The sequence below is a fragment of the Shewanella intestini genome (assembly GCF_018221465.1).
GTDB classification, from domain to species: Bacteria; Pseudomonadota; Gammaproteobacteria; order Enterobacterales; family Shewanellaceae; genus Shewanella; species Shewanella intestini.
This window is the reverse complement of record NZ_JAAIKR010000019.1, coordinates 22,553-42,198: the sequence shown is the minus strand read 5'-3', so window position 1 is coordinate 42,198 and position 19,646 is coordinate 22,553. Positions and strand designations below refer to the sequence as shown.

The 19,646-nt window shown below is 39.8% G+C and carries 21 protein-coding genes; 6 read left to right on the top strand and 15 right to left on the bottom strand.

The genetic code is table 11. From position 1 onward, the window contains the following. Positions 1 to 422 precede the first annotated feature (422 nt). Together metK and G3R48_RS15630 are read left to right on the top strand one after the other, a co-directional pair. Positions 423 to 1,574 (top strand): methionine adenosyltransferase, encoded by a 1,152-nt coding sequence (gene metK / locus G3R48_RS15635; RefSeq protein ID WP_153666153.1) that lies wholly within the window; start codon positions 423 to 425, stop codon positions 1,572 to 1,574. A gap of 76 nt (positions 1,575 to 1,650) precedes the next feature. Continuing rightward, complete coding sequence (locus G3R48_RS15630; RefSeq protein WP_153666152.1) at positions 1,651 to 2,193, top strand: GNAT family N-acetyltransferase; 543 nt, start codon at positions 1,651 to 1,653, stop codon at positions 2,191 to 2,193. An 80-nt stretch (positions 2,194 to 2,273) separates the two neighbouring features. On the opposite strand, the gene G3R48_RS15625 is transcribed toward G3R48_RS15630, so the two are convergent. The 3 genes from G3R48_RS15625 to G3R48_RS15615 are packed head-to-tail and all read right to left on the bottom strand — an operon-like array spanning position 2,274 to position 3,367. After that, positions 2,274 to 2,606 carry a hypothetical protein gene (locus G3R48_RS15625; RefSeq protein WP_153666151.1) on the bottom strand — a complete coding sequence of 111 codons (333 nt, stop codon included), beginning with the start codon at positions 2,604 to 2,606 and terminating at the stop codon, positions 2,274 to 2,276. A gap of 8 nt (positions 2,607 to 2,614) precedes the next feature. Next, complete coding sequence (locus G3R48_RS15620; protein WP_153666150.1) at positions 2,615 to 3,157, bottom strand: GNAT family N-acetyltransferase; 543 nt, start codon at positions 3,155 to 3,157, stop codon at positions 2,615 to 2,617. 12 nt (positions 3,158 to 3,169) lie between these two features. Beyond that, the gene (locus G3R48_RS15615; RefSeq protein ID WP_153666149.1) at positions 3,170 to 3,367 is read right to left on the bottom strand and encodes a hypothetical protein; all 198 of its coding nucleotides are present in this window, start codon (positions 3,365 to 3,367) and stop codon (positions 3,170 to 3,172) included. 121 nt (positions 3,368 to 3,488) lie between these two features. Between G3R48_RS15615 and G3R48_RS15610 the strand changes: the two genes are divergently transcribed. Continuing rightward, entirely contained in the window at positions 3,489 to 3,899 is a 411-nt protein-coding gene (locus G3R48_RS15610) for an META domain-containing protein (protein ID WP_153666148.1), read from the top strand. Positions 3,900 to 4,128: 229 nt separating this feature from the next. On the opposite strand, the gene G3R48_RS15605 is transcribed toward G3R48_RS15610, so the two are convergent. Beyond that, the gene (locus tag G3R48_RS15605; RefSeq protein WP_153666147.1) at positions 4,129 to 5,409 is read right to left on the bottom strand and encodes a dicarboxylate/amino acid:cation symporter; all 1,281 of its coding nucleotides are present in this window, start codon (positions 5,407 to 5,409) and stop codon (positions 4,129 to 4,131) included. A gap of 285 nt (positions 5,410 to 5,694) precedes the next feature. Here G3R48_RS15605 and argR point away from each other — a divergent pair, with 285 nt between their 5' ends. Next, the gene (gene argR / locus G3R48_RS15600; RefSeq protein ID WP_153666146.1) at positions 5,695 to 6,165 is read left to right on the top strand and encodes a transcriptional regulator ArgR; all 471 of its coding nucleotides are present in this window, start codon (positions 5,695 to 5,697) and stop codon (positions 6,163 to 6,165) included. Between the two features lie 198 nt (positions 6,166 to 6,363). Here argR and G3R48_RS15595 read toward each other — a convergent pair whose 3' ends face one another. From G3R48_RS15595 to G3R48_RS15570, 6 genes are all read right to left on the bottom strand, one after another. Then, entirely contained in the window at positions 6,364 to 7,302 is a 939-nt protein-coding gene (locus tag G3R48_RS15595; RefSeq protein ID WP_153666145.1) for a Dyp-type peroxidase, read from the bottom strand. A 139-nt stretch (positions 7,303 to 7,441) separates the two neighbouring features. After that, positions 7,442 to 8,476, bottom strand: a complete 1,035-nt coding sequence (locus G3R48_RS15590) for an ABC transporter ATP-binding protein (protein WP_153666144.1) — start codon at positions 8,474 to 8,476, stop codon at positions 7,442 to 7,444. Next, positions 8,476 to 10,107 carry an ABC transporter permease gene (locus G3R48_RS15585; RefSeq protein WP_153666143.1) on the bottom strand — a complete coding sequence of 544 codons (1,632 nt, stop codon included), beginning with the start codon at positions 10,105 to 10,107 and terminating at the stop codon, positions 8,476 to 8,478. The genes G3R48_RS15590 and G3R48_RS15585 overlap by 1 nt, the downstream gene beginning before the upstream one ends. 91 nt (positions 10,108 to 10,198) lie before the next feature. Continuing rightward, positions 10,199 to 11,206 (bottom strand): Fe(3+) ABC transporter substrate-binding protein, encoded by a 1,008-nt coding sequence (locus G3R48_RS15580; RefSeq protein WP_153666142.1) that lies wholly within the window; start codon positions 11,204 to 11,206, stop codon positions 10,199 to 10,201. A gap of 212 nt (positions 11,207 to 11,418) precedes the next feature. After that, complete coding sequence (locus G3R48_RS15575; protein ID WP_153666141.1) at positions 11,419 to 12,168, bottom strand: ferredoxin--NADP reductase; 750 nt, start codon at positions 12,166 to 12,168, stop codon at positions 11,419 to 11,421. Between the two features lie 197 nt (positions 12,169 to 12,365). Continuing rightward, positions 12,366 to 13,001, bottom strand: a complete 636-nt coding sequence (locus G3R48_RS15570; protein ID WP_153666140.1) for a DUF5610 domain-containing protein — start codon at positions 12,999 to 13,001, stop codon at positions 12,366 to 12,368. A 386-nt stretch (positions 13,002 to 13,387) separates the two neighbouring features. On the opposite strand from G3R48_RS15570, the gene G3R48_RS15565 reads away from it, so the two are divergent. After that, the gene (locus tag G3R48_RS15565; RefSeq protein ID WP_194823920.1) at positions 13,388 to 13,552 is read left to right on the top strand and encodes a hypothetical protein; all 165 of its coding nucleotides are present in this window, start codon (positions 13,388 to 13,390) and stop codon (positions 13,550 to 13,552) included. 20 nt (positions 13,553 to 13,572) lie between these two features. On the opposite strand, the gene G3R48_RS15560 is transcribed toward G3R48_RS15565, so the two are convergent. Together G3R48_RS15560 and G3R48_RS15555 are read right to left on the bottom strand one after the other, a co-directional pair. Further along, a complete protein-coding gene (locus G3R48_RS15560) occupies positions 13,573 to 13,824 on the bottom strand; it encodes a hypothetical protein (RefSeq protein ID WP_153666139.1) in 252 nt (83 codons plus the stop codon). A gap of 184 nt (positions 13,825 to 14,008) precedes the next feature. Continuing rightward, complete coding sequence (locus G3R48_RS15555) at positions 14,009 to 15,781, bottom strand: ABCB family ABC transporter ATP-binding protein/permease (RefSeq protein WP_153666138.1); 1,773 nt, start codon at positions 15,779 to 15,781, stop codon at positions 14,009 to 14,011. Between the two features lie 370 nt (positions 15,782 to 16,151). Here G3R48_RS15555 and G3R48_RS15550 point away from each other — a divergent pair, with 370 nt between their 5' ends. Continuing rightward, on the top strand, positions 16,152 to 16,325 hold the full coding sequence (locus G3R48_RS15550; RefSeq protein WP_153666137.1) for a hypothetical protein: 174 nt from the start codon (positions 16,152 to 16,154) through the stop codon (positions 16,323 to 16,325). Positions 16,326 to 16,357: 32 nt separating this feature from the next. Here the strand turns inward: G3R48_RS15550 and aroG are convergent, their stop codons facing one another. The 3 genes from aroG to G3R48_RS15535 form a co-directional block, all read right to left on the bottom strand. Further along, positions 16,358 to 17,416: a 3-deoxy-7-phosphoheptulonate synthase AroG gene (gene aroG / locus G3R48_RS15545; protein ID WP_153666136.1), complete on the bottom strand. Its 1,059-nt coding sequence runs from the start codon at positions 17,414 to 17,416 to the stop codon at positions 16,358 to 16,360. Positions 17,417 to 17,808: 392 nt separating this feature from the next. Further along, entirely contained in the window at positions 17,809 to 18,966 is a 1,158-nt protein-coding gene (locus G3R48_RS15540; protein ID WP_153666182.1) for a tetratricopeptide repeat protein, read from the bottom strand. A gap of 186 nt (positions 18,967 to 19,152) precedes the next feature. Further along, positions 19,153 to 19,479: a hypothetical protein gene (locus tag G3R48_RS15535; protein ID WP_228497515.1), complete on the bottom strand. Its 327-nt coding sequence runs from the start codon at positions 19,477 to 19,479 to the stop codon at positions 19,153 to 19,155. Positions 19,480 to 19,646 lie beyond the last annotated feature (167 nt).

Below are 19,646 nucleotides of genomic sequence, written 5' to 3'. Positions count from 1 at the left end.
GATCAGTAAAAAATGAACCGTTCTTCCTCTTATTCAGGTTAACTATCATTGCAGATAAGCAATTGAATTTTGGTTAATCGCACGATGATATCGCTTGTCATACAGCTGAATCAGCTTTAAATAGATGATTTTAATTTCCTATTGAAAATTATTTACAGCAATGACCACCTTATTATTTTTTTCGTCTTACACTGTAAGTTCACCTTGTAAAAAATGAAAAATTTTATATTGAATTTCATCAATATTGTTATCTGTATTTTTGAGCAATGCGTTTATTGCCAAGCAATTTTTTGCTCCATTGCACAATTCTTCATTTAAATTTGTAATTAGGGGGTGAGATCATGGCTATTTTAAATTAGAATAGCCGTCTAGATGTAGATACTTCTACACATTCAAATTGTATAAAACGAGAATTTCCGACTATGGCAAAGCACTTGTTCACCTCTGAATCAGTTTCAGAAGGTCATCCAGATAAAATCGCCGATCAGATATCTGATGCGGTATTAGACGCAATCCTTGAGCAAGACCCAAAAGCGCGTGTTGCATGTGAAACGTATGTCAAAACTGGCATGGTATTAGTCGGCGGCGAAGTAACAACCAACGCTTGGGTTGATATCGAAGAGATTACCCGTAAAACAGTACGTGAAATTGGTTACACCAATTCAGACATGGGCTTTGACGCTGATTCATGTGCAATTTTAAACGCCATTGGTAAACAATCGCCGGACATCAACCAAGGTGTTGACCGTAGCGACCCAGCCGAACAAGGCGCGGGTGACCAAGGGCTTATGTTTGGTTACGCAAGTAACGAAACTGACGTATTAATGCCTGCACCGATTACTTACGCGCACAAATTGGTTAAACGCCAATCTGAAGTGCGTAAAGATGGCACATTACCTTGGTTACGCCCAGATGCGAAAAGCCAAGTGACCTTTGCTTATGACGAAGGTAAAATTGTGGGCATCGATGCGGTTGTATTATCAACTCAACACCGCGACGATATTTCACAAGAAGATCTTATTGAAGGCGTAATGGAAACCATCATTAAGCCTGTATTACCATCACAGTGGTTAAATAAAGACACCAAGTACTTTATTAACCCAACAGGCCGTTTTGTTATTGGTGGCCCAGTAGGCGATTGTGGTTTAACGGGTCGTAAAATTATTGTTGATACATACGGCGGTATGGCTCGTCACGGTGGTGGTGCATTCTCTGGTAAAGACCCTTCAAAAGTTGACCGAAGTGCCGCTTACGCTGCACGTTATGTGGCTAAAAACATTGTTGCAGCAGGTCTTGCCGATCGCTGTGAAATCCAAGTGTCTTATGCCATTGGTGTTGCAGAGCCGACTTCAATCAGCGTTGAAACATTCGGCACTAGTAAAGTGAGTGACGATTTACTTATTAAACTTGTACGTGAGCATTTTGAGCTACGCCCATACGGCTTAACAGCCATGTTAGATTTGGCACGTCCTATCTATCAACAAACAGCAGCTTACGGCCACTTTGGTCGCAATGAATTCCCGTGGGAAGCAACAGATAAAGCTGAAATCCTTCGCGCTGCAGCCGGTCTATAATAGGCTCAAGCTCACGCGCAAAAAAACCGCCTTGAGGCGGTTTTTTTATGTCTATATTAAGCTAAAGTAAATCTATATGAGCTTATCAATCATCCATCCAACTTTGACATGGCTAACCATGCCAGCGCGGTTTGAACCTGAGCATGTAACAGAGCGCCTGTTATGGTCACGGCTTAAACAGTTTTATCGAACCCATTTACCTTACTCTCGACCACAACTATCTGATTTAGTGGCCGTCGGTTTAGCGACACCTGAAGATAAGTTTGTTACTGCGGTGCGCATTCGGCTATTTAATTCACCTCAACAGAGCGTACAGTTGCTAACAGGGCTGGTCACTCACAGCCAATACCGCAACCAAGGCATAGCAAGCCAACTTATGCAGTTTATTAAACCTGAGCTTAACCAAAGCAGTTATTTATTTTGCCCGTCTCATTTGTGCTGTTTTTACCAAGAACACGGTTATAAAGTCATTAATCACAAGTTTGCCTCCCAAGATAAAAGCAACCGATTAAGCATTAACCATCATGTTGAAATACCTGCCATTATTAAGCAGAAATATAATGATTATCAACGCTCTCAAACTGACCTTATCATCATGCAATTTACGCACCCCCAGTAAACGGCAACTCTTAAAATATTTACGTGCGGCTTACGGTTACTTGAATAAATGCACACATTAGCAGTGGCTAGATGAGGTCATTAACAATGATCGAAATGCGAGTTCTCCATACACATAAAGCTCACTTGTTGCATATTAAGTACAGGAACAGTTAGTTGTTTTTTCGATGTAATATCAATTGCCTCTGCCAGCTTAATACTTACGTTATAGTCATTTATCTTGCCGCAAATTATCCACTGTTGCTGCCAATTGACCATGTAGTAAGGCGATGAACCCTCAGCGCAATTAACTTCAAACACTTGCCATTGCTCATTGGCATCATTTAGCACTGCCGCGACTAACTTGGCATTTTCAAATGCTGATAACTGTAACGATAAAAACGGCGAAAATAACGCCTCAAATGTCAGTGCCATGGGTACTCCTAACATGCTCTGGCTAATAAATAATAATCACGCTGTTCAAATGTTAAATAATCAATCACTTGCATTTGCCCTTTTTGAGTATGGGCAGCAAATGATCGCTCATTACCTTCTGCAATAATCGCTACCATAAATGGTACGTGCGGTTTCACTTCTTTAACCAAAAATACCATTAACCCCTCAAAAATGCCCTGCCCTCTTAGAGAAGAATGCACCCATACAGGTCCATACTGGCAAGTGTTTTTTGATGTAAGCTTACTCATTCCCACACTTGTTTGCGCTAAGTGTCGCTGCATTGTTGAATATAAGCCTTGATTGCCATAATAAGCCCATTTAGCAGCAATCACATATCCGACAATGACGCTGTTTTGCTCAGCAATCACGACCCAATGCTGGCTTATCAATGTTGCCATGTCACTGACACTCAAAGATTGAGCGGCCATCATGCCACTGTCTTGATTAAGCTCATCGTGACAATGACGCTGTTCTAACAAAGCAATGTGGGCTGCATCATCAAAGTTGGCAACTCGGTATAACACGGACATGGTATTTCCTTTTTACGACTGTTGTTTTTTCGCCCACTCAATAAAAAGTGCCACTGGAAAAGGCGACATACTAATCAACCCGCCACCGATTAAAACCGCGACTAAAATCATACCGTTTATCTGTGATGCTTGCTCAGTTAAAAATAATAAACCACAACCGACCATCACCATGACGAGTCCTAAGCCATGTAGTATTTTAAATATTTTCATCCTGACACCTTAAGCATGCGAATAATTATCTAATATTAATATAATTCTATCCTTTTGCGGTTACGCTTTGTTACTGCAAACGGTAAAATAACCAATTAGTGTGTTGTTGTGGATTTTTTTAATGTTTAAACAGCTTTTCTGTATGGCGACTTTGTTAGTTACCATTAGCGGTTGCCAAAGCCAGCTCCCTGCTCCGTCTCATTTAAACCTCGATGGTAATTGGCAAGTGAGCAAAATTGCAAATCAGGCCGTTAAGCCCTATAGCCCTGTTTTATTTGATTTTGATAATGGCAACTTTAGTGGTTCAAATGGCTGTAACAACTTTAAAGGCCAGTACATGCAATACAACAATGAACTAAGTTTATCTGCTAATAGCACCACCATGAAAGCCTGTGTTGACGGTTTGGTAAAACAAGAACAATCTTTTCTGCAACACCTTGTGCAAGTGACCAGCTTTAAAATAAAAGGCAATAAGCTAAAGTTAATGGGCGTCAAAAACAACGTATTATTTGAACTGACTCACTACGAATAACCAGCCCCAAATAACCCAGCCAATGAATCATGTTTCACGTTCAACTGATAACCAATAGTGCCCCTTTAGTGACATCAAACGACGTAATTAACGCAGATGTTTAATAAAAAAGGCTGTAATCAATGATTACAGCCTTTTTTATTAAGTGACACGCCCCTAAATCTAATGGTTTAGCGAAAAACCTAACGGTTATTCGCTAAAAAATGGGCTAATCACATTTAAATAATGCTTATGCATCCTCATTTTTAGTTTTTACATCAGCATGATATTGGTCAACGTTAAGCTCATTTTCACTTCTTGCAATGATGGTTGTCGCGGCTAAATCGCCACAAACATTCACCGTGGTTCGAGCCATATCGAGTATCCGGTCGATACCGGCAATGATGGCAACCCCTTCTAGCGGCAAACCAACCGTTGTGAGCACTAAAGTTAACATCACTAAACCCGCACCAGGAACACCTGCGGTGCCGATAGATGCTAACGTACCCGTTAGGATAATTGTAATGTAATCAACCCATGTTAGATCGACACCAAAAGCTTGGGCAACAAACAACGCCGTCACACCTTGGTATAACGCGGTACCATCCATGTTGATGGTTGTACCTAACGGTAAGACAAAGCTAGAAATCTTTTTATGTACACCGAGGTCGTTAGCGCACTTCATACTTGCCGGTAGTGAACCTGCGGAGCTTGAAGTGGTATACGCCACAACAATGGCATTGCTAATACCTTTAAAAAAGTGAATCGGATTAAGCTTGCCCAGCAAGGCCAACGTCGCACTGTAAAAACCAACAATATGCAGGAAACACCCCACATAAACTGCAACGATCACTTTCATTAATGGCAATAACATATCTAAGCCATACTCGCCGGCAACCCAAGCCATGAGTCCAAATACCCCGTATGGCGCCAATTTCATTACCATGTCGGTCAATTTGAACATGGCTTCAGCAAGGCTTTCAAACACCGCTATTGCAGGTTTTCCGCGCTCGCCAATCAGCACCAATGCCACCCCTAGCGCAACGGCAAACACAATGACCTGTAATATTTGACCGCTCGCCAGCGCCGCCACAGGGTTGGTTGGCACGATATTAATTAACGTTTCCATAATTGAAGGCGCTTCTTTAACTGCACTTTGAGTGCTCACTGATTCTAAATTTAAACCTGCACCGGGTTGCATGACATAACCAATGATTAGGCCGATTGATATCGCGACAGATGTGGTCGCCATATAAAACGCAAATGATTTGAATCCAATCCGGCCCATTTTTGCGGTGTCTTGCATCGATGTCACACCGACAATCAATGAACAAAAAACCAAAGGCACAATTAACATTTTAATGGTATTCACAAAAATGGTGCCAATAGGCTTCAATATCGTTGCTGACTCACCCAAGCCGACACCGACAACGATGCCTAATGCCATACCGACTAAAATTTGCATCCACAATGGAACTGCCATCCAACGAGACCATCCTCGAGAGAATAGTGAAGGGTTGTGCGTTGACATATTTATAAACCTTGAATAAGTGTTATCGAATAAACGGAGCGCAGTCTAGCAAGTAGATATAAATCACAAGATGATCTAAATCATATCTGGAATATATGATAGGCAATAACACGCGGTTTATGCTTTATTAGAAAACATTAGCACAGTATTTACATAAAACATGTAAATAAGAATGAAAGTCGTGAATTATTATTCACAAAATCTGCCGCTATGTTGACTTTGATTCAACTTCTATTCAAAATATAGCGGTTTTTTGAATAACAATCATAAGAAGAAATCAACATTATGCCGGCAACTAAAAACCAAGATGAATTGGTCAGAACATTTAAATCGATCTTGAAAGAAGAGCGCTTTGGAAGCCAAAGTGAGATTGTCACTGCGCTTCAAGGGGAAGGATTTGGCAATATAAATCAATCTAAAGTCTCGCGGATGCTAAGTAAGTTTGGCGCCGTGCGCACCCGAAATGCAAAACAAGAGATGGTGTACTGCTTACCTGCAGAACTGGGTGTACCAACCGCTGGCAGCCCATTAAAAAACTTAGTCTTAGACGTCGATCATAACCAAGCGATGATTGTAGTTCGAACCAGCCCAGGTGCAGCGCAATTAATTGCACGCTTGCTTGACTCAATAGGGAAACCTGAAGGGATTTTAGGTACCATTGCTGGCGATGACACCATTTTCATTTGCCCTGCTAGTATCAAAACCATTGATGACACGTTAGAAACGGTGAAGTCTTTATTTAACTACAGCGAGTAAACCCATTATATTTTGATAAGCCTTAATGACGACCTAATCGGTAAGGGGTTTCGAAATACATCAACAAAAAAGCAATGCCAAGGCATTGCTTTTTTAGTGGTCAATTAATTAACCGGCAAACAAATAAAATGTATTATTGATGATTGCCCACCAAGCACCCCTTAGCGTACAAGCATTTTTAGGTTAACCATCACCACGTTAGCCTTGTTCAAACTGCAACAAAAAATCCAGTGATGGCGCAAAGAATGATGAACCAGTTAACGCCTTGGTGAAATTCATTAAATGGTCGAAGTTACCATGTCCATCACCGTGAACCATGCTACGCAACATTTTTTCAAAATGCGCTGGCGTGCGACATACCGAAATAAAGATAAGACCTTGCTCTTTAACTGAGCCATAAGGCATGCTTTGACGCAAAATTTCTAGTGATTCACCATCATCCGACTTCAAATTAACCCGCTTTAAGTGGCTAGTTAATGGCTTATCTTCTGAGGCGTATTCAATATTATCTTCTTTGGTGCGACCAACAATGTCTTCTTGTTTCTTAACCGGTAGTCGGTTCCATTTACTTAAGTTATGAGCAAACTTTTGCACATGAACATAGCTGCCTTGAGTAAATTGACTGTCTTCATCACCAACTAATGCAACTTGTTGACGGTTACGCCCCTTTGGGTTTTCTGTGCCATCAACAAAACCGGTTAAATCACGACTATCCATAAATCTAAAGCCGCGTTCTTCATCAATCAACTCAACACTATCTTCTAACATTTGATGAATTTCATTGGCAACTAAATGCAAGATATCGATTCTGTCACAACGCAGTTGGATAAATAAATCAAATTCAATCGCCGGTGCGTCACGGTTATCTTGCTGCATTGATGGGAAGGGTTTGAGTAATGCAGGGCGAGCGTCTGGGTAGTAGCTATCCCAAAAATTAGCACCAATAGCCACAAAACCATTGAAAGCGCTATCAGAAAACTGATCCGTCAGTTCATAGATATATTGGGCAACACTAGCCAATGACGCTCGCATATGCGATTCGGCGCCATCATTGACATTAAACATCAAATAAACGCTATGTAAATTACCTTCTGCGCATATTCCTAATTGTTCACGAGGCATAGCTTGATTATCCATTTTAAAATCTACCACCTTAATCTATGTTGGTATATGAAATTATTGCTGTTATCACTTGGCACTAAACCTAACATTTAAATCTAACTTACCTTATTTGATATTGCTTAGGCGTGACTCACATTTCCAACAAGCTCATTTATTAAAATATCACCATTGGGTCAACTTGGGCAGTAATTTGCACGTTTTGGCCAATGTTTAAATGCAATTGCTGACTGCGGACTTCCACACGTTGCTTGCCGACTTCAACCCAATATTGACAAGCCGTGCCAACATAGTGCCGCTCAACAATCGTGCCGTTACCATCATCTTGCAATGTCAACTGTAATTGCTCAGGCCTAAGTAATAATTCACCAACAACTTGGCCAACTTTATTAAAAGTTAATGGCGTCGTTGAGTTAATCTTACCGAGCACGGAATCAACTGTGAATTCATCGGCTTGCGTCACACTAATATAATTACCCGCCCCAAGAAATTGCGCCACATAACGGTTTTTGGGGTGATGGTAAAGCGTTTCAGCTAAGCCATATTGGGCAATTGAACCATGATGAAATAAAGCCAGTTTATCGGCAAACACAAATGCTTCATCTTTACTGTGAGTAACAAATACTGCACTGACATTATGCTGTTTTAGGATTTGTCGAATTTCCAGCATCATTTCATTGCGTACTTGGCTGTCGATATTAGAAAATGGCTCATCAAGCAATAGAATGTCAGGTTCATATGCGAGTGAGCGAGCAATCGAAACTCGTTGCTGTTGGCCGCCAGAAAGCTCATGTGGATAACGCTTGGCCAAGCCCTCTAATTTCACCAATGTCAACATTTCATCCAAACGAGACTCACGTTCAAGTTTTGATAATCCTCTCACCCCGAACAACACATTTTGAGCAACGGTCATATGAGGAAACAACGCGTAATCTTGAAATATCATCCCTACATCACGCTGTTCACTGGGTACAAATACGCCGTCACCATTAAGCAGGTTGCCATTAATACTAATGCGTCCTTCAGTGACAGGTTGCAAGCCTGCAATCGCTCTTAATAAGGTCGTTTTACCGCAACCACTTGGTCCTAACAAGGCCACTATTTCACCTTGATTTAATGCCAAATTAAGCTGCTTAAGAATAACTGTCCCGTCATAAGCGCTTGAGACATTTTCAATAGATAAGGTCGACATTAGTTTTTTTGCTCCAGTGAGCGATTTAAGTAAATCAACGGAATAAGCCCGACTAATACAATCACAATCGCTGATAATGCCCCTAGCTCTAACTGTTCATCAGACACATATTGGTATACATGAGTGGCAAGATTTTCAAAGCCAATGGGACGTAATAACAAGGCCGCTGGTAATTCTTTCATACTCTCAATAAACACCAATAACGCTCCAGCAAATATCCCTTTATTTAACAAGGGTAAATGTACCCGCCAAAGTAAGTTTGTTGGGGTTTGTTTCATGGTGATACTGGCCATATCCAGCGAAGGGGAAATTTGTTTATAGCTGTTCTCAATACTGCCAATGGTAATAGCAATAAAGCGCACACAAAAAGCAAACACTAACGCACAAACACTGCCAGTAAGCACTAATCCTGGGCCTTTTTGATCAAAATAGGCATAAATATCATTAATGCCGAAATCTAAATACGTTAATGGCACTAACACGCCAATGGCTAACACGGTACCGGGAATCGCATACCCTGTACTAGCCAGCCTTGATGGAACGGTATCCATGCGCCTTGGGCTAACACGGCGAACAAACACCAATCCTAATGATATCGTGACACACAATGCACTCACCAATGCAGAAATATATAAACTGTTAAGACTATATTCAAAAAACTTAGCACTCCAACTTTGGGCAAAGTAATCAACGGCGTACTGACAGAGAATGACAAAGGGCAACACAAAGGCAAGCAGTAACAACACACTACAGTAGGCCGTCGCGACTAGCATTTTGCTACCATTAAGCACATGCCTATCAGACTCATCTATTCCAGTCTGCTTTTGAAATAACTTTTGTTTACGTCTAGCAAATCGTTCAAAGCCAACAATGGCAAAAATCACCAATAACATAATCGTAGATAATTTCGCTGCCGCGGCTAAACTGCCGTAGCCCAGCCATGTATCATAAACAGCAGTCGTTAGCGTCGGCACAGCAAAGTAATCCACTGTTGCAAAGTCTGCTGCGGTTTCCATTGCCACTAAAGCAACCCCAACAGCAAGTGCAGGCCTTGCCATTGGCAGTGAGAGTCGCCAAAAACTGCGCCAAGAACCGCACCCCATCACTCTTGATGCATGTAATAAACTAGATGATTGCTCCATAAAAGCAGTTCGAGCTAATAAATAAATATAGGGGAAAAGCACTAAAGACAGCATGATAGCGGCGCCGCCCAAACTACGTACTTGCGGAAAGTAATAGTCATGCGGGCCTTGCCACTCAAACAACATCCTCAGTGTTCGTTGCACAATACCGGCATAATCAAATAAGTCGGTATAAACGTAAGCAACGATATAAGCAGGCATTGCCAAGGGTAATAACAATAACCATTGGAAATACTTGCGACCGGGAAAATCACAACGGGCAATTAGCCAAGCGGCAGGAATGGCAATTAAAAGCGAACCGACACAAACCAACAACATTAGTATCAAACTATTGTAGATATAGGTTGGTAAAACAGTGTCGTAGAGATGAGAGAACACCGCTTCGTCAGGCATAGTAGCCTGTACTAAAAGCGCTAGTAGCGGCAATATTAATATTGCCGCTACTATATAACCAGCCAGCGTCCAGCTTCTGGTTAAGCCTAAAATCATATTGTTATCCAGTTAATCTAGCCAAAGCAATGACGTATAAGGGATAGATTATATAAACGATTTGTTAATACAACTTTAAATAACAATATGATTAAAGGTCAAATTTAACTTCATCGAGTAATTTCATTGCTGCTTGATGATACTCAGCCAACTTATAAATTGGTAACGCATCTGCTTTATACTCCCCCCAAGATGCCACCAATGATGATGGCTTAACTTGCGGATTAACTGGATATTCAAAGTTAACTTCTGCATATGCTTGCTGGGCAATAGGCGACGTTAAGTACTCCATCAACTTAACAGCATTGTCTTTATTTGGTGAATACTTGGTCAGAGCCATGCCGGATACGTTAACGTGTGACCCACGGTTAGCTTGATTTGGGAAGTTAAGATAAACAGAATCGGCCCAACTTTTTTGTTTTGGATCCGCAAGCATTTTACCTAAGTAGTAGCTATTGCCGATAGCGATATCACATAAACCTTCTTTTACCGCTTTAACTTGAGCACGGTCATTGCCCTGAGGTTTACGTGCAAGATTGGCTTTAAATCCACTCAGCCATTGCTTAGCTTCAACTTCACCATGATGTGCAATCATCGACGCAACAAGAGCGACATTGTATGGATGCTTACCACTGCGAGTACAAACTTTACCTTTGTATTGTGCAGAAGCTAAATCTTCATAATTAATATCAAGCTTACCTAAACGTTCTTTTGAAGAATAGATATTACGCACACGCTTCGTGAGTGCATACCATGTGTGATCAGGTGCACGGTATTGCGATGGGATATTGTGGTTAATAACGTCGCTTTCTATCGGAGCGACTAAGTCTTTTTTAACCAATTCAATTAAACGAGAGAAATCTGAAGTCAGTACGATATCAGCTGGAGACAGCTTACCTTCGCGCTGAATACGTTCAGCAATACCATTTTTCGAAAAAACCACATCAACTTTAATACCAGTATCTTGAGTAAATTTTTCTAAAATAGGGTCAATTAAAAAAGCTTGGCGATATGAGTACACGGTTAAGTTATCCGCCGCATTCACCCCCCCCGCAATACTAGCTAGGCCTAAAATTGCAATACTTTTCAATAGTTTCATTCTCGATGACTCCCAAATTCTGGCTATTATGATTTAATCGGCTGACAGTAAAAATTATCATTTCGCGTTAACAAAATGATAATAATTATCAATACGGGCAGAATAAATGATTACAGAAGTGTGGGCAACATCAAAACAACAAAATAAGTACAAAAAACAGCATAAACAACAACAAAATGAAAATTTGGCTTATGGTTAATGAGTAAGTCTGCTTACCAATATTTTTCTACGGTAATTTGACCTGGTGCGCGCCTTAGGTTTTTAGCCAGCCCTCTTTCACGTAACAACCCTTGTACTTCAGTTATCATTGCAGGATTGCCACAAATCATGACTTGTGAATCATCAGCAGTAATAGTGGCGTCACAAAATTGCTCAATCGCGCCATTGATTAACCCTTGTGGGATACGACAATTTAATCCGTCAGGATTAGCTTCTCGAGTGATACAGGTAACAATAGTAAATTGTTGTGGGTACTTTTGAGTTAGCATGTTTAATTGTTCAAGGTAAGCCAAATCATGTCGTTTTCTTGCGCCATACACTAAAAAAACACGCTTAAACCTTTGCCACGGTTCGCTGGTACCTAGCATTGAAATAAAAGGTCCAACGGCAGTCCCGGTGGCTAACAACCACAAGTTTTCACCTTGAATAACGCCCGACGGAATTTCTTCAAGCGTCATAAAACCGGTTGCTTTAGTCGACACGTCAATATCATCACCGATTTGTAATTGTTGCAAATTGGGCGATAAAGCCCCATCTTCAACCGCAACAGCTAAGACTTCGAGATAGGGAGAATCAGGAGAGTTAACAAGGGAATAGGCTCTGGCGATGCGTTTATCATCTTTTACTTGGCTTAATTTAATAAACTGCCCCGCTAAGTAAGGTGCAATATCGGCACGAATACCTAACGAGAACAATTTATCGTTCCATTGTGTTTTGGAAACTACTTTGCCAGTCGTCCACATATTTGCCTCTTTCACAAACTACTACCAAAAACATTAGTATAGTGTATTTCAAATATGCTGTTGCTTAACATAGTAAAAATGACTTTTTGAAATCTATCGCACTCAACAATAGTGTGTGACATCAGTTTGTCATATTACCTTTAAGCATCGCGTTGACTTCATTGTTAATCCGTCAAAAACATTGAGCATCCAAATACCTATTGAGCATCACCGTTTACAGATACGGTTTGACTACTAGTGGATGTATGCGCACTTAAGGTATTCTCTTTAAACTTAGACAAACCTTGTTGTACTAGGTCATAAGTTTGATCAACACCCGTTGCAATATCACCATTAAGCACTTTTAATCCATCTAAAATGCCTTTTGCATCGTTAAAACCTGTATCAATTGCACCCGAAATTTTATCCATAAAGCCATTAAGCTGGTCATTAAAACCTTGGGTATGGTTTTGATTCTGGTGCATTTGAAAAAAGTTAGTCGCAAATGAAACAATTCTATCCGCCGTTGCTTCAGGGCTGTAATCAACCCCTGCATCCATACCTTTTTGAATAGCATCCGTACCCATTGATGGCTCTAATTCAGTATTAATCGAATCAACTGCAGCGCGATAAAGCAACGCCATCGATTGGTCGCCAGAAGCAATGCTGACTTTTTCTTGCGCCGCTAAAATACTGCTATTTTGATAGTCTTTACTTATCCTAAAAGCCGTTTTATGCGTAGCATTAGTTTGTGAGACATTTACCTTGTCGGTCGAGTCTGCACTCGCTTTTGACGTGGCATCGTTAGCCACTGATGAAGCGTGACTTAAATTGCCCGCTGATTTAATTTCCATGCTGTTTTACCTTAGTTCATGTTACATTCATGCGTAACCTTATTATCGGCCAATTAATGAACAACTTGAGGCTAATACTGCTTTTTTTATTTCTCTTTCAAAATCAGAAACTTTCCACCAAATGAAGGGAAGTTATTGTTTGATTCTAATTTGCACAAACCATCAGTGCAAATCCAAAAAAGACTGAATCATCAATAAGCCATTTGTTAATTAGTTGTATAAAATGTAACCACACCATGTATTCCAATGTTGTTTATTGACGATTACCGCAACATGATTGTGAGAATATATTGCTCTAAAGCAGAACTAATGTACTATCAACTTGAACTAGATCACTTTTTTTAGACTAAGGAAATGCATTGAAAGAAAAATCTGAGGGGTTGTACATGAATCAAAAATTGATGGGGCTAACTTGTCAGAGCTGCGTTCGCCTGTCTGAAATTGAAGGTGAGGTGATATGCTTTGAAAAAGGGCGAATTACCCGATTAACACCGGATAATAACCACATAAATAAGCAAAAAATGGTTTGCGCTAGTTGGCAAAAAAAATAGTAGTAAGTTGCGTTACAACTTTACTTTATGAGTAAATCATCGGTATCACCAGCGTCTTTAATGGCATCAATACCATTATCATCATCGCTAATTTTAGATAATGTTAACCCTCTCGTGGTGACAATTAAGCCAGCGCACAGATCGTTATAAACATTCTGCACATCTAATCCAGACATTTCGCGGGTTTCAAGCATCGCTTTAATCGCAAACCAATCTGTTTTGACTTCATGCTGGGTACCTTCCAAGGCAGCTTTTAATGCAATGTTTTGCACCGATTCCTCCAATCAACGTCACTTAATATGACTTAGCTAAGTATGACTTTATTATTTTGCATAATTATACTCATTCTGATAAAAGAAGCGAGATTAGGATGTTAAATATCGCTACATATCTTTGAATAACCTCTTAAACTCCTGTTTAAAAATGCTTAATGCATACACTGAGACACAATTCGCTTTAACTCTCATTTTGAATAGACCATAAACGCGCGTAAAGTCCAGCTTGCGAAAGCAGCGCATCATGTGTGCCTTGTTCAACGACTTTACCTGCACTTAATACAACAATCATGTCAGCATCTACAATCGTTGATAATCGATGTGCGACCACTAAACTCGTATGACCTTGTTCTGCAACTTTAATCGCACTCAAAATAGCTTTTTCAGAGCGGCTATCAAGTGATGAAGTTGCTTCATCAAACACCAAAATAGGTGCTTGTTTAAGTATGGCTCGGGCAATCGAAACGCGTTGCTTTTCTCCACCAGACAACTTAAGCCCGCGCTCTCCAACCATGGTTTGCCATTTATCGGGAAGTGACTCAATAAAACCAGTCAAATGAGCAAGCTCCGCAGCCTCTTTTACCTCTTGCTCACTTGCCCCTGGTTGGCCGTATAAAATGTTGTCATAAATAGAACGATTAAATAACACCGTATCTTGAGGAACAATCGCAATAGCCCGTCTTAATGCATCTAAACTTAACTCATTTATGTTGACACCATCAATAGTAATTGTGCCATTATCTACATCATAAAAACGATACAACAGCTTGATAAGCGTAGACTTACCTGCCCCGCTATCGCCAACTACAGCCACTTTACTACCTGCTGGCACTGATAAAGAGACCTGATTTAAAATAGCACGGCTATCATATTGAAAATCAACATTTTTAAAGCTAATTTCGCCCTTTGAAATGAGTGTAGATAGTGGTTTTTCCTGCTCGACAACTGCAGGTTGTCGGCGTAAAATTTCAAACATTCTTTCAATATTTGCCAATGCCCCACGGATCTCTCTATAAACAAAGCCAAGAAAGTTTAATGGCATAAATAGTTGCATCATAAATGCATTAATTAATACAAAGTCACCAACGGTCATGGTCTTATCAACCACCTCATGCATCGCCAGTCCCATCATCGCTGTCATTGCTGTAGCAATAATCAAGGCTTGGCCACTGTTAAGTATTAATAACGATAAACGGTTTTTGCGTTTTGCAGCCTCCCACTGAGCTAACGCGTCGTCATAGGCATTGGTTTCATATTGTTCATTATTAAAATATTTTACCGTTTCATAGTTAAGCAAGCTGTCAACAACACGCGTATTTGATAACGAATCTGCCTTTGCTGACTCTCTGACAAAACCAGTACGCCACTCAGTGGCCTTTATTGAAAATAAAATATAAGCAACAACAGCACTGAGTGTAATAAGGGCATATATCCAACCATATTGAACGAAGAAAATACCAATGACTAAGGCGATCTCTAATAAGGTCGGGACAATATTGAACACCATAAAGCGCATCAAAAAACTGATACCACTAGTGCCACGTTCAATATCTCTAGATAATCCTCCGGTGCGGCGTTCTAGATGAAAGTCTAAATCTAATCGATGTAAATGCTCAAATACGGCCAATCCTAAACGCCGCATTGCACGCTCAGTCACTCGGCCAAATAAGGTATCTCTAATCTCACCAATAATTACATTTAAAAAACGCAAACCACCATAAGCCATCACTAACGCAATGGGGGCTATAATAAATTGCGAGTCAGCACCGCCTAAGGTATCAACAAGGTCTTTTAAAATAAACGGCAATCCAATACTGGCAAGCTTGGCAATAACCAAACAAAATAACGCCAATGAAATACGCGCTTTAAACTCGGTCAGGTATGGCCATAACATCTGCACAACTTGCCAATTTAACTTACCAATTGGTCCATCAAAATAAGCTGATGGTCTCATTAACTGCCCCTTTTCGCTTTAAAAAGCCTCAAAAATAATTGCTGACACTTGTCTTGCGCTAACCTCATTATTTAATCACATCTATTGGCCAGTTAACTTATCACTCATCGCTTTTTGGAAGAGAATGTCATTAAAGATTAACCCTCAATCATGATTCTCCAAGAGAAAATAACTGCAGCATACAGCTTTAGACTTACATTTAAAAAATTCGTATAATACCAAGGAGCTAATTTAATAAAATATTTTACCTAGAAACCTTTTTTATGATGTTTTACAGTTATCTCGAATAAAAGAATTTGATATTCTGCTCTGAACTTAGTAGTAGCTTTTAGCAACAGAAAGCTAACCAATTGAATTGCTAGGAAATTTTATGTTGGACACAACCAAAGTGCAATACCCACCAAAACAATTAATTCAAACTTGGGTATGGATGATGATTGAATCGGGTAACTCTGAACTAGAAGATAAAGGCAGAAAAAACTTGATTTCAGCCTTTGGAAGTCTCGCTAAAGCCAATGAATATCTAGTACATCTAGCTAAATAACTAAGGCGCATAATGCGCCTTAGTTTTACTATTTATTGACTTTGTCGTTTATCTAACACAGCTTGGTTTAATCTCTCTATTAATTCTTCTGTATCACCCCAACCAATACAGCCATCAGTAACACTTTGGCCATAGGTCAGTTCTTTTCCTGCGGCAATATCTTGTCTACCTTCAACAAGGTTACTTTCGACCATTGCACCAAATATGGCTGTACTACCTTGACTAATTTGCTTAGCCACATCTTTGGCGACTAACATCTGACGACGATAATCTTTTTCACTATTGGCATGACTAAAGTCAATCATAATGTTGGCTTCAAGTTTAGAGCTCACTAATTGTTGAGTAATTTGCTCAACATGCTCAGCGCTATAATTAGGAGCTTTACCACCACGTAAAATAATATGGCAATCAGGGTTTCCTTTTGTTGATACTATCGCAGAATGACCAAGCTTGGTCACGGAAAGAAAATGATGCGGTGCATTTGACGCGCCAATGGCATCAATAGCGACCTTAATGGTGCCATCAGTGCCATTTTTAAATCCTACTGGGCATGATAAACCAGAAGCTAATTCTCGGTGAACTTGCGACTCAGTTGTTCGTGCCCCAATGGCACCCCAGCACATAAGGTCTGCCATATACTGAGGGGTGATCATGTCTAAAAACTCACCAGCTGTTGGCATACCGCTATTATTGAGTTCAACCAACAGTTTACGTGCTGTTCTTAATCCATCGTTTAATTTATAGCTGTTATCCATATAAGGGTCATTAATTAATCCTTTCCAACCCACTGTGGTGCGTGGTTTTTCAAAATAGACTCGCATCACTATTTCAAGTTGGTCTTGATATTGTTCTCTTAACTCAACTAGGCGACGACCATAATCAAGTGCAGCAACCGGGTCATGTATAGAACATGGGCCAATCACAACTAATAAACGATCATCTTTTTTATTCAAAATACGATGAATGCTATCTCGAGCTTTAAATACAGTTTCAGAGGCATTTTCTGAGGCTGGAAATCGTTCAAGAATTGCAATTGGCGGCAATAACTCTTTTACAGCATTAATTCTTACATCATCATTTTGATAAAACATACAACCCTGACTCCAACTAAAATCAAACCTCATCAAATAACACACTAAAACAAACAAAAAGCATTGAATTAAATGACATAACAATTCAATTTAACCAGTAATCAACCGCTTTGCAACAAAAGATTATTCACAACAACAATCAAAAGTTAAGCGACTGTTTTTTATATAACTTTAAACAACAACCTTTAATTTTTTCTGATAAATAATGAATAAAAAAACCATATAAATATAATTTTAAGCGATATATATGACCAATAATAAGTCAGTGACTACTTTTATCATAATTAGCTTAAAAAAGTGAGCGTGAAGTAAATACAGCGCACCATTAATGAGTCACACTAGGGTATTAGAAACTGCACTTTTTGTGGGTTATCGAAGCATTAATTGTCCGACTAATGCGCTTGCATGGCCTTTAACTTCAATTGATAACGTTGCTTGTTATTTGAATCAGTACTTAATGCTAATGCTTTTTGTAAGTGTTTTTTCGCTAACTGCTCATCACCCGTCGCCCAATAGGCTCTAGACAAACCAAAGTAAAACTCATGCCGATAATCCGCTTTTGCTACCGCTCGTTTATACCACATAAGTGCTTCTTGAAATTGCTTCTCAAGATAGGCCTGCTGGGCCATATCATAATAATAAAATGGGTTATTAATACGGGCTAATTCCAATATTTTATGTACCTCATGCCATTCATCTAAACGCCCTTGTTCACCTAAAATAAGTGATAAATTAAATAAAGTGGTTAACTCCTGAGGTTGTCGCTGTAACACGATGCGATAAACTAACTCAGCTTGCTCAGTCAACGCTTTGTGACGATAAATAACGGCAAGAGTATTCATGGCAGGTAAATAATTGACGTCGTATTGAATACCTTTTTTTATCAGAGCATAAGCTAAGTCCAGATCTCCTTTCACTAACGATTCTGCCGCGACATTATTATAAAACATCGCGACGAGCGTTTTACGCGAAACGGTGTTGGCTTTATAGGCTCTAATGGTACGCTCTGGTAAAAAATCTACTGTCACTTTTTTTTCAAACATGGAGTATGTATTTAAGCGTTCACTCGGTAAAAGCTTAAGATTAACGTGCCCGTTTACAAGATAAAAACCACCTCGTTTATCCCATACCGGTTGCACTTCAATATCTTGAAACTCAACATCAATATCAAATTCATCCGCAATTGCTGCAGACAACACCACTAACGACATGCAATTGCCCAAACGATTTAATGCTGTCACTGACGCCGAGCGAGTATAGTGATCTTGATATTGAAACAATCCATCTTGTGCGCCGACATAATTTGCCAACCAAATATTAGGATAAAATCGACTTCCTTTAGTACGAGATGCCGCTAAATAGTCATGCCTGACTTGGTTTTTAAACTCATCCGGTAATGCAAAGATATCTTTAACGGCCAAAACATCTTGTTGGATAAAGTGTTCATCGAGAAATAAAGATTGCGTATCAACATCTAAACGTGAGTGATAATTTGACTGGCAAGCGCTTAGCAGCACCATTAATAATGAGCTAAACAGCCATGATGTCATTGGTATCGAACGGCGACTAAACTTATGAACACATGCGATTAATGGCATTGTTGTGATTGGTTTTAAAAGACTAAACATACTCCCTCCTGAGTGAGAAAGTCTGCATACAGTCTAGTCAACAACGGCTCTTTTTGCCAAAACTGGTCTGTTGTAATACCGCAGTCAAAGCCAGTTTAACGCATAATGTTATCGTTTCTTTGGCGGGTCAATTTGAATAAATAATTGCTGGTTATTATGCGCATAAGGTCGATAAAACTGATGACCACATCGGTAGTGTCGATACGGGCTAGGGGTGACAATACATCCTGAGGGCAATGATTGAATAATCGTCAGACTTCTTTGTAATCGCAAAGCTTCTTTCCAATCATGCTCAGCTAATACCTGATCTCTTACAGCAAAGGCATCAAAAGGTTCCGAAGAATTCCTAACGACTACTTTTCCCGCATAAGTCATCAAAGGATAACTGAGCGTCATTGCTGTCATTAATAAAATAACAAACGAGTTTAACCGCATATCGACCACCTAAATGTCATTACATTAGAAACGTTAGATAAACCCGCAACAACCTGCATTTATCAAACTACACGCCTAAATCAATACCAACTTAGCTTCAACATAGCATATTTTTTAGCCGCTAAATAACACCACTTGCTTAATCGCACTCACTCAAGCAAGCCCTA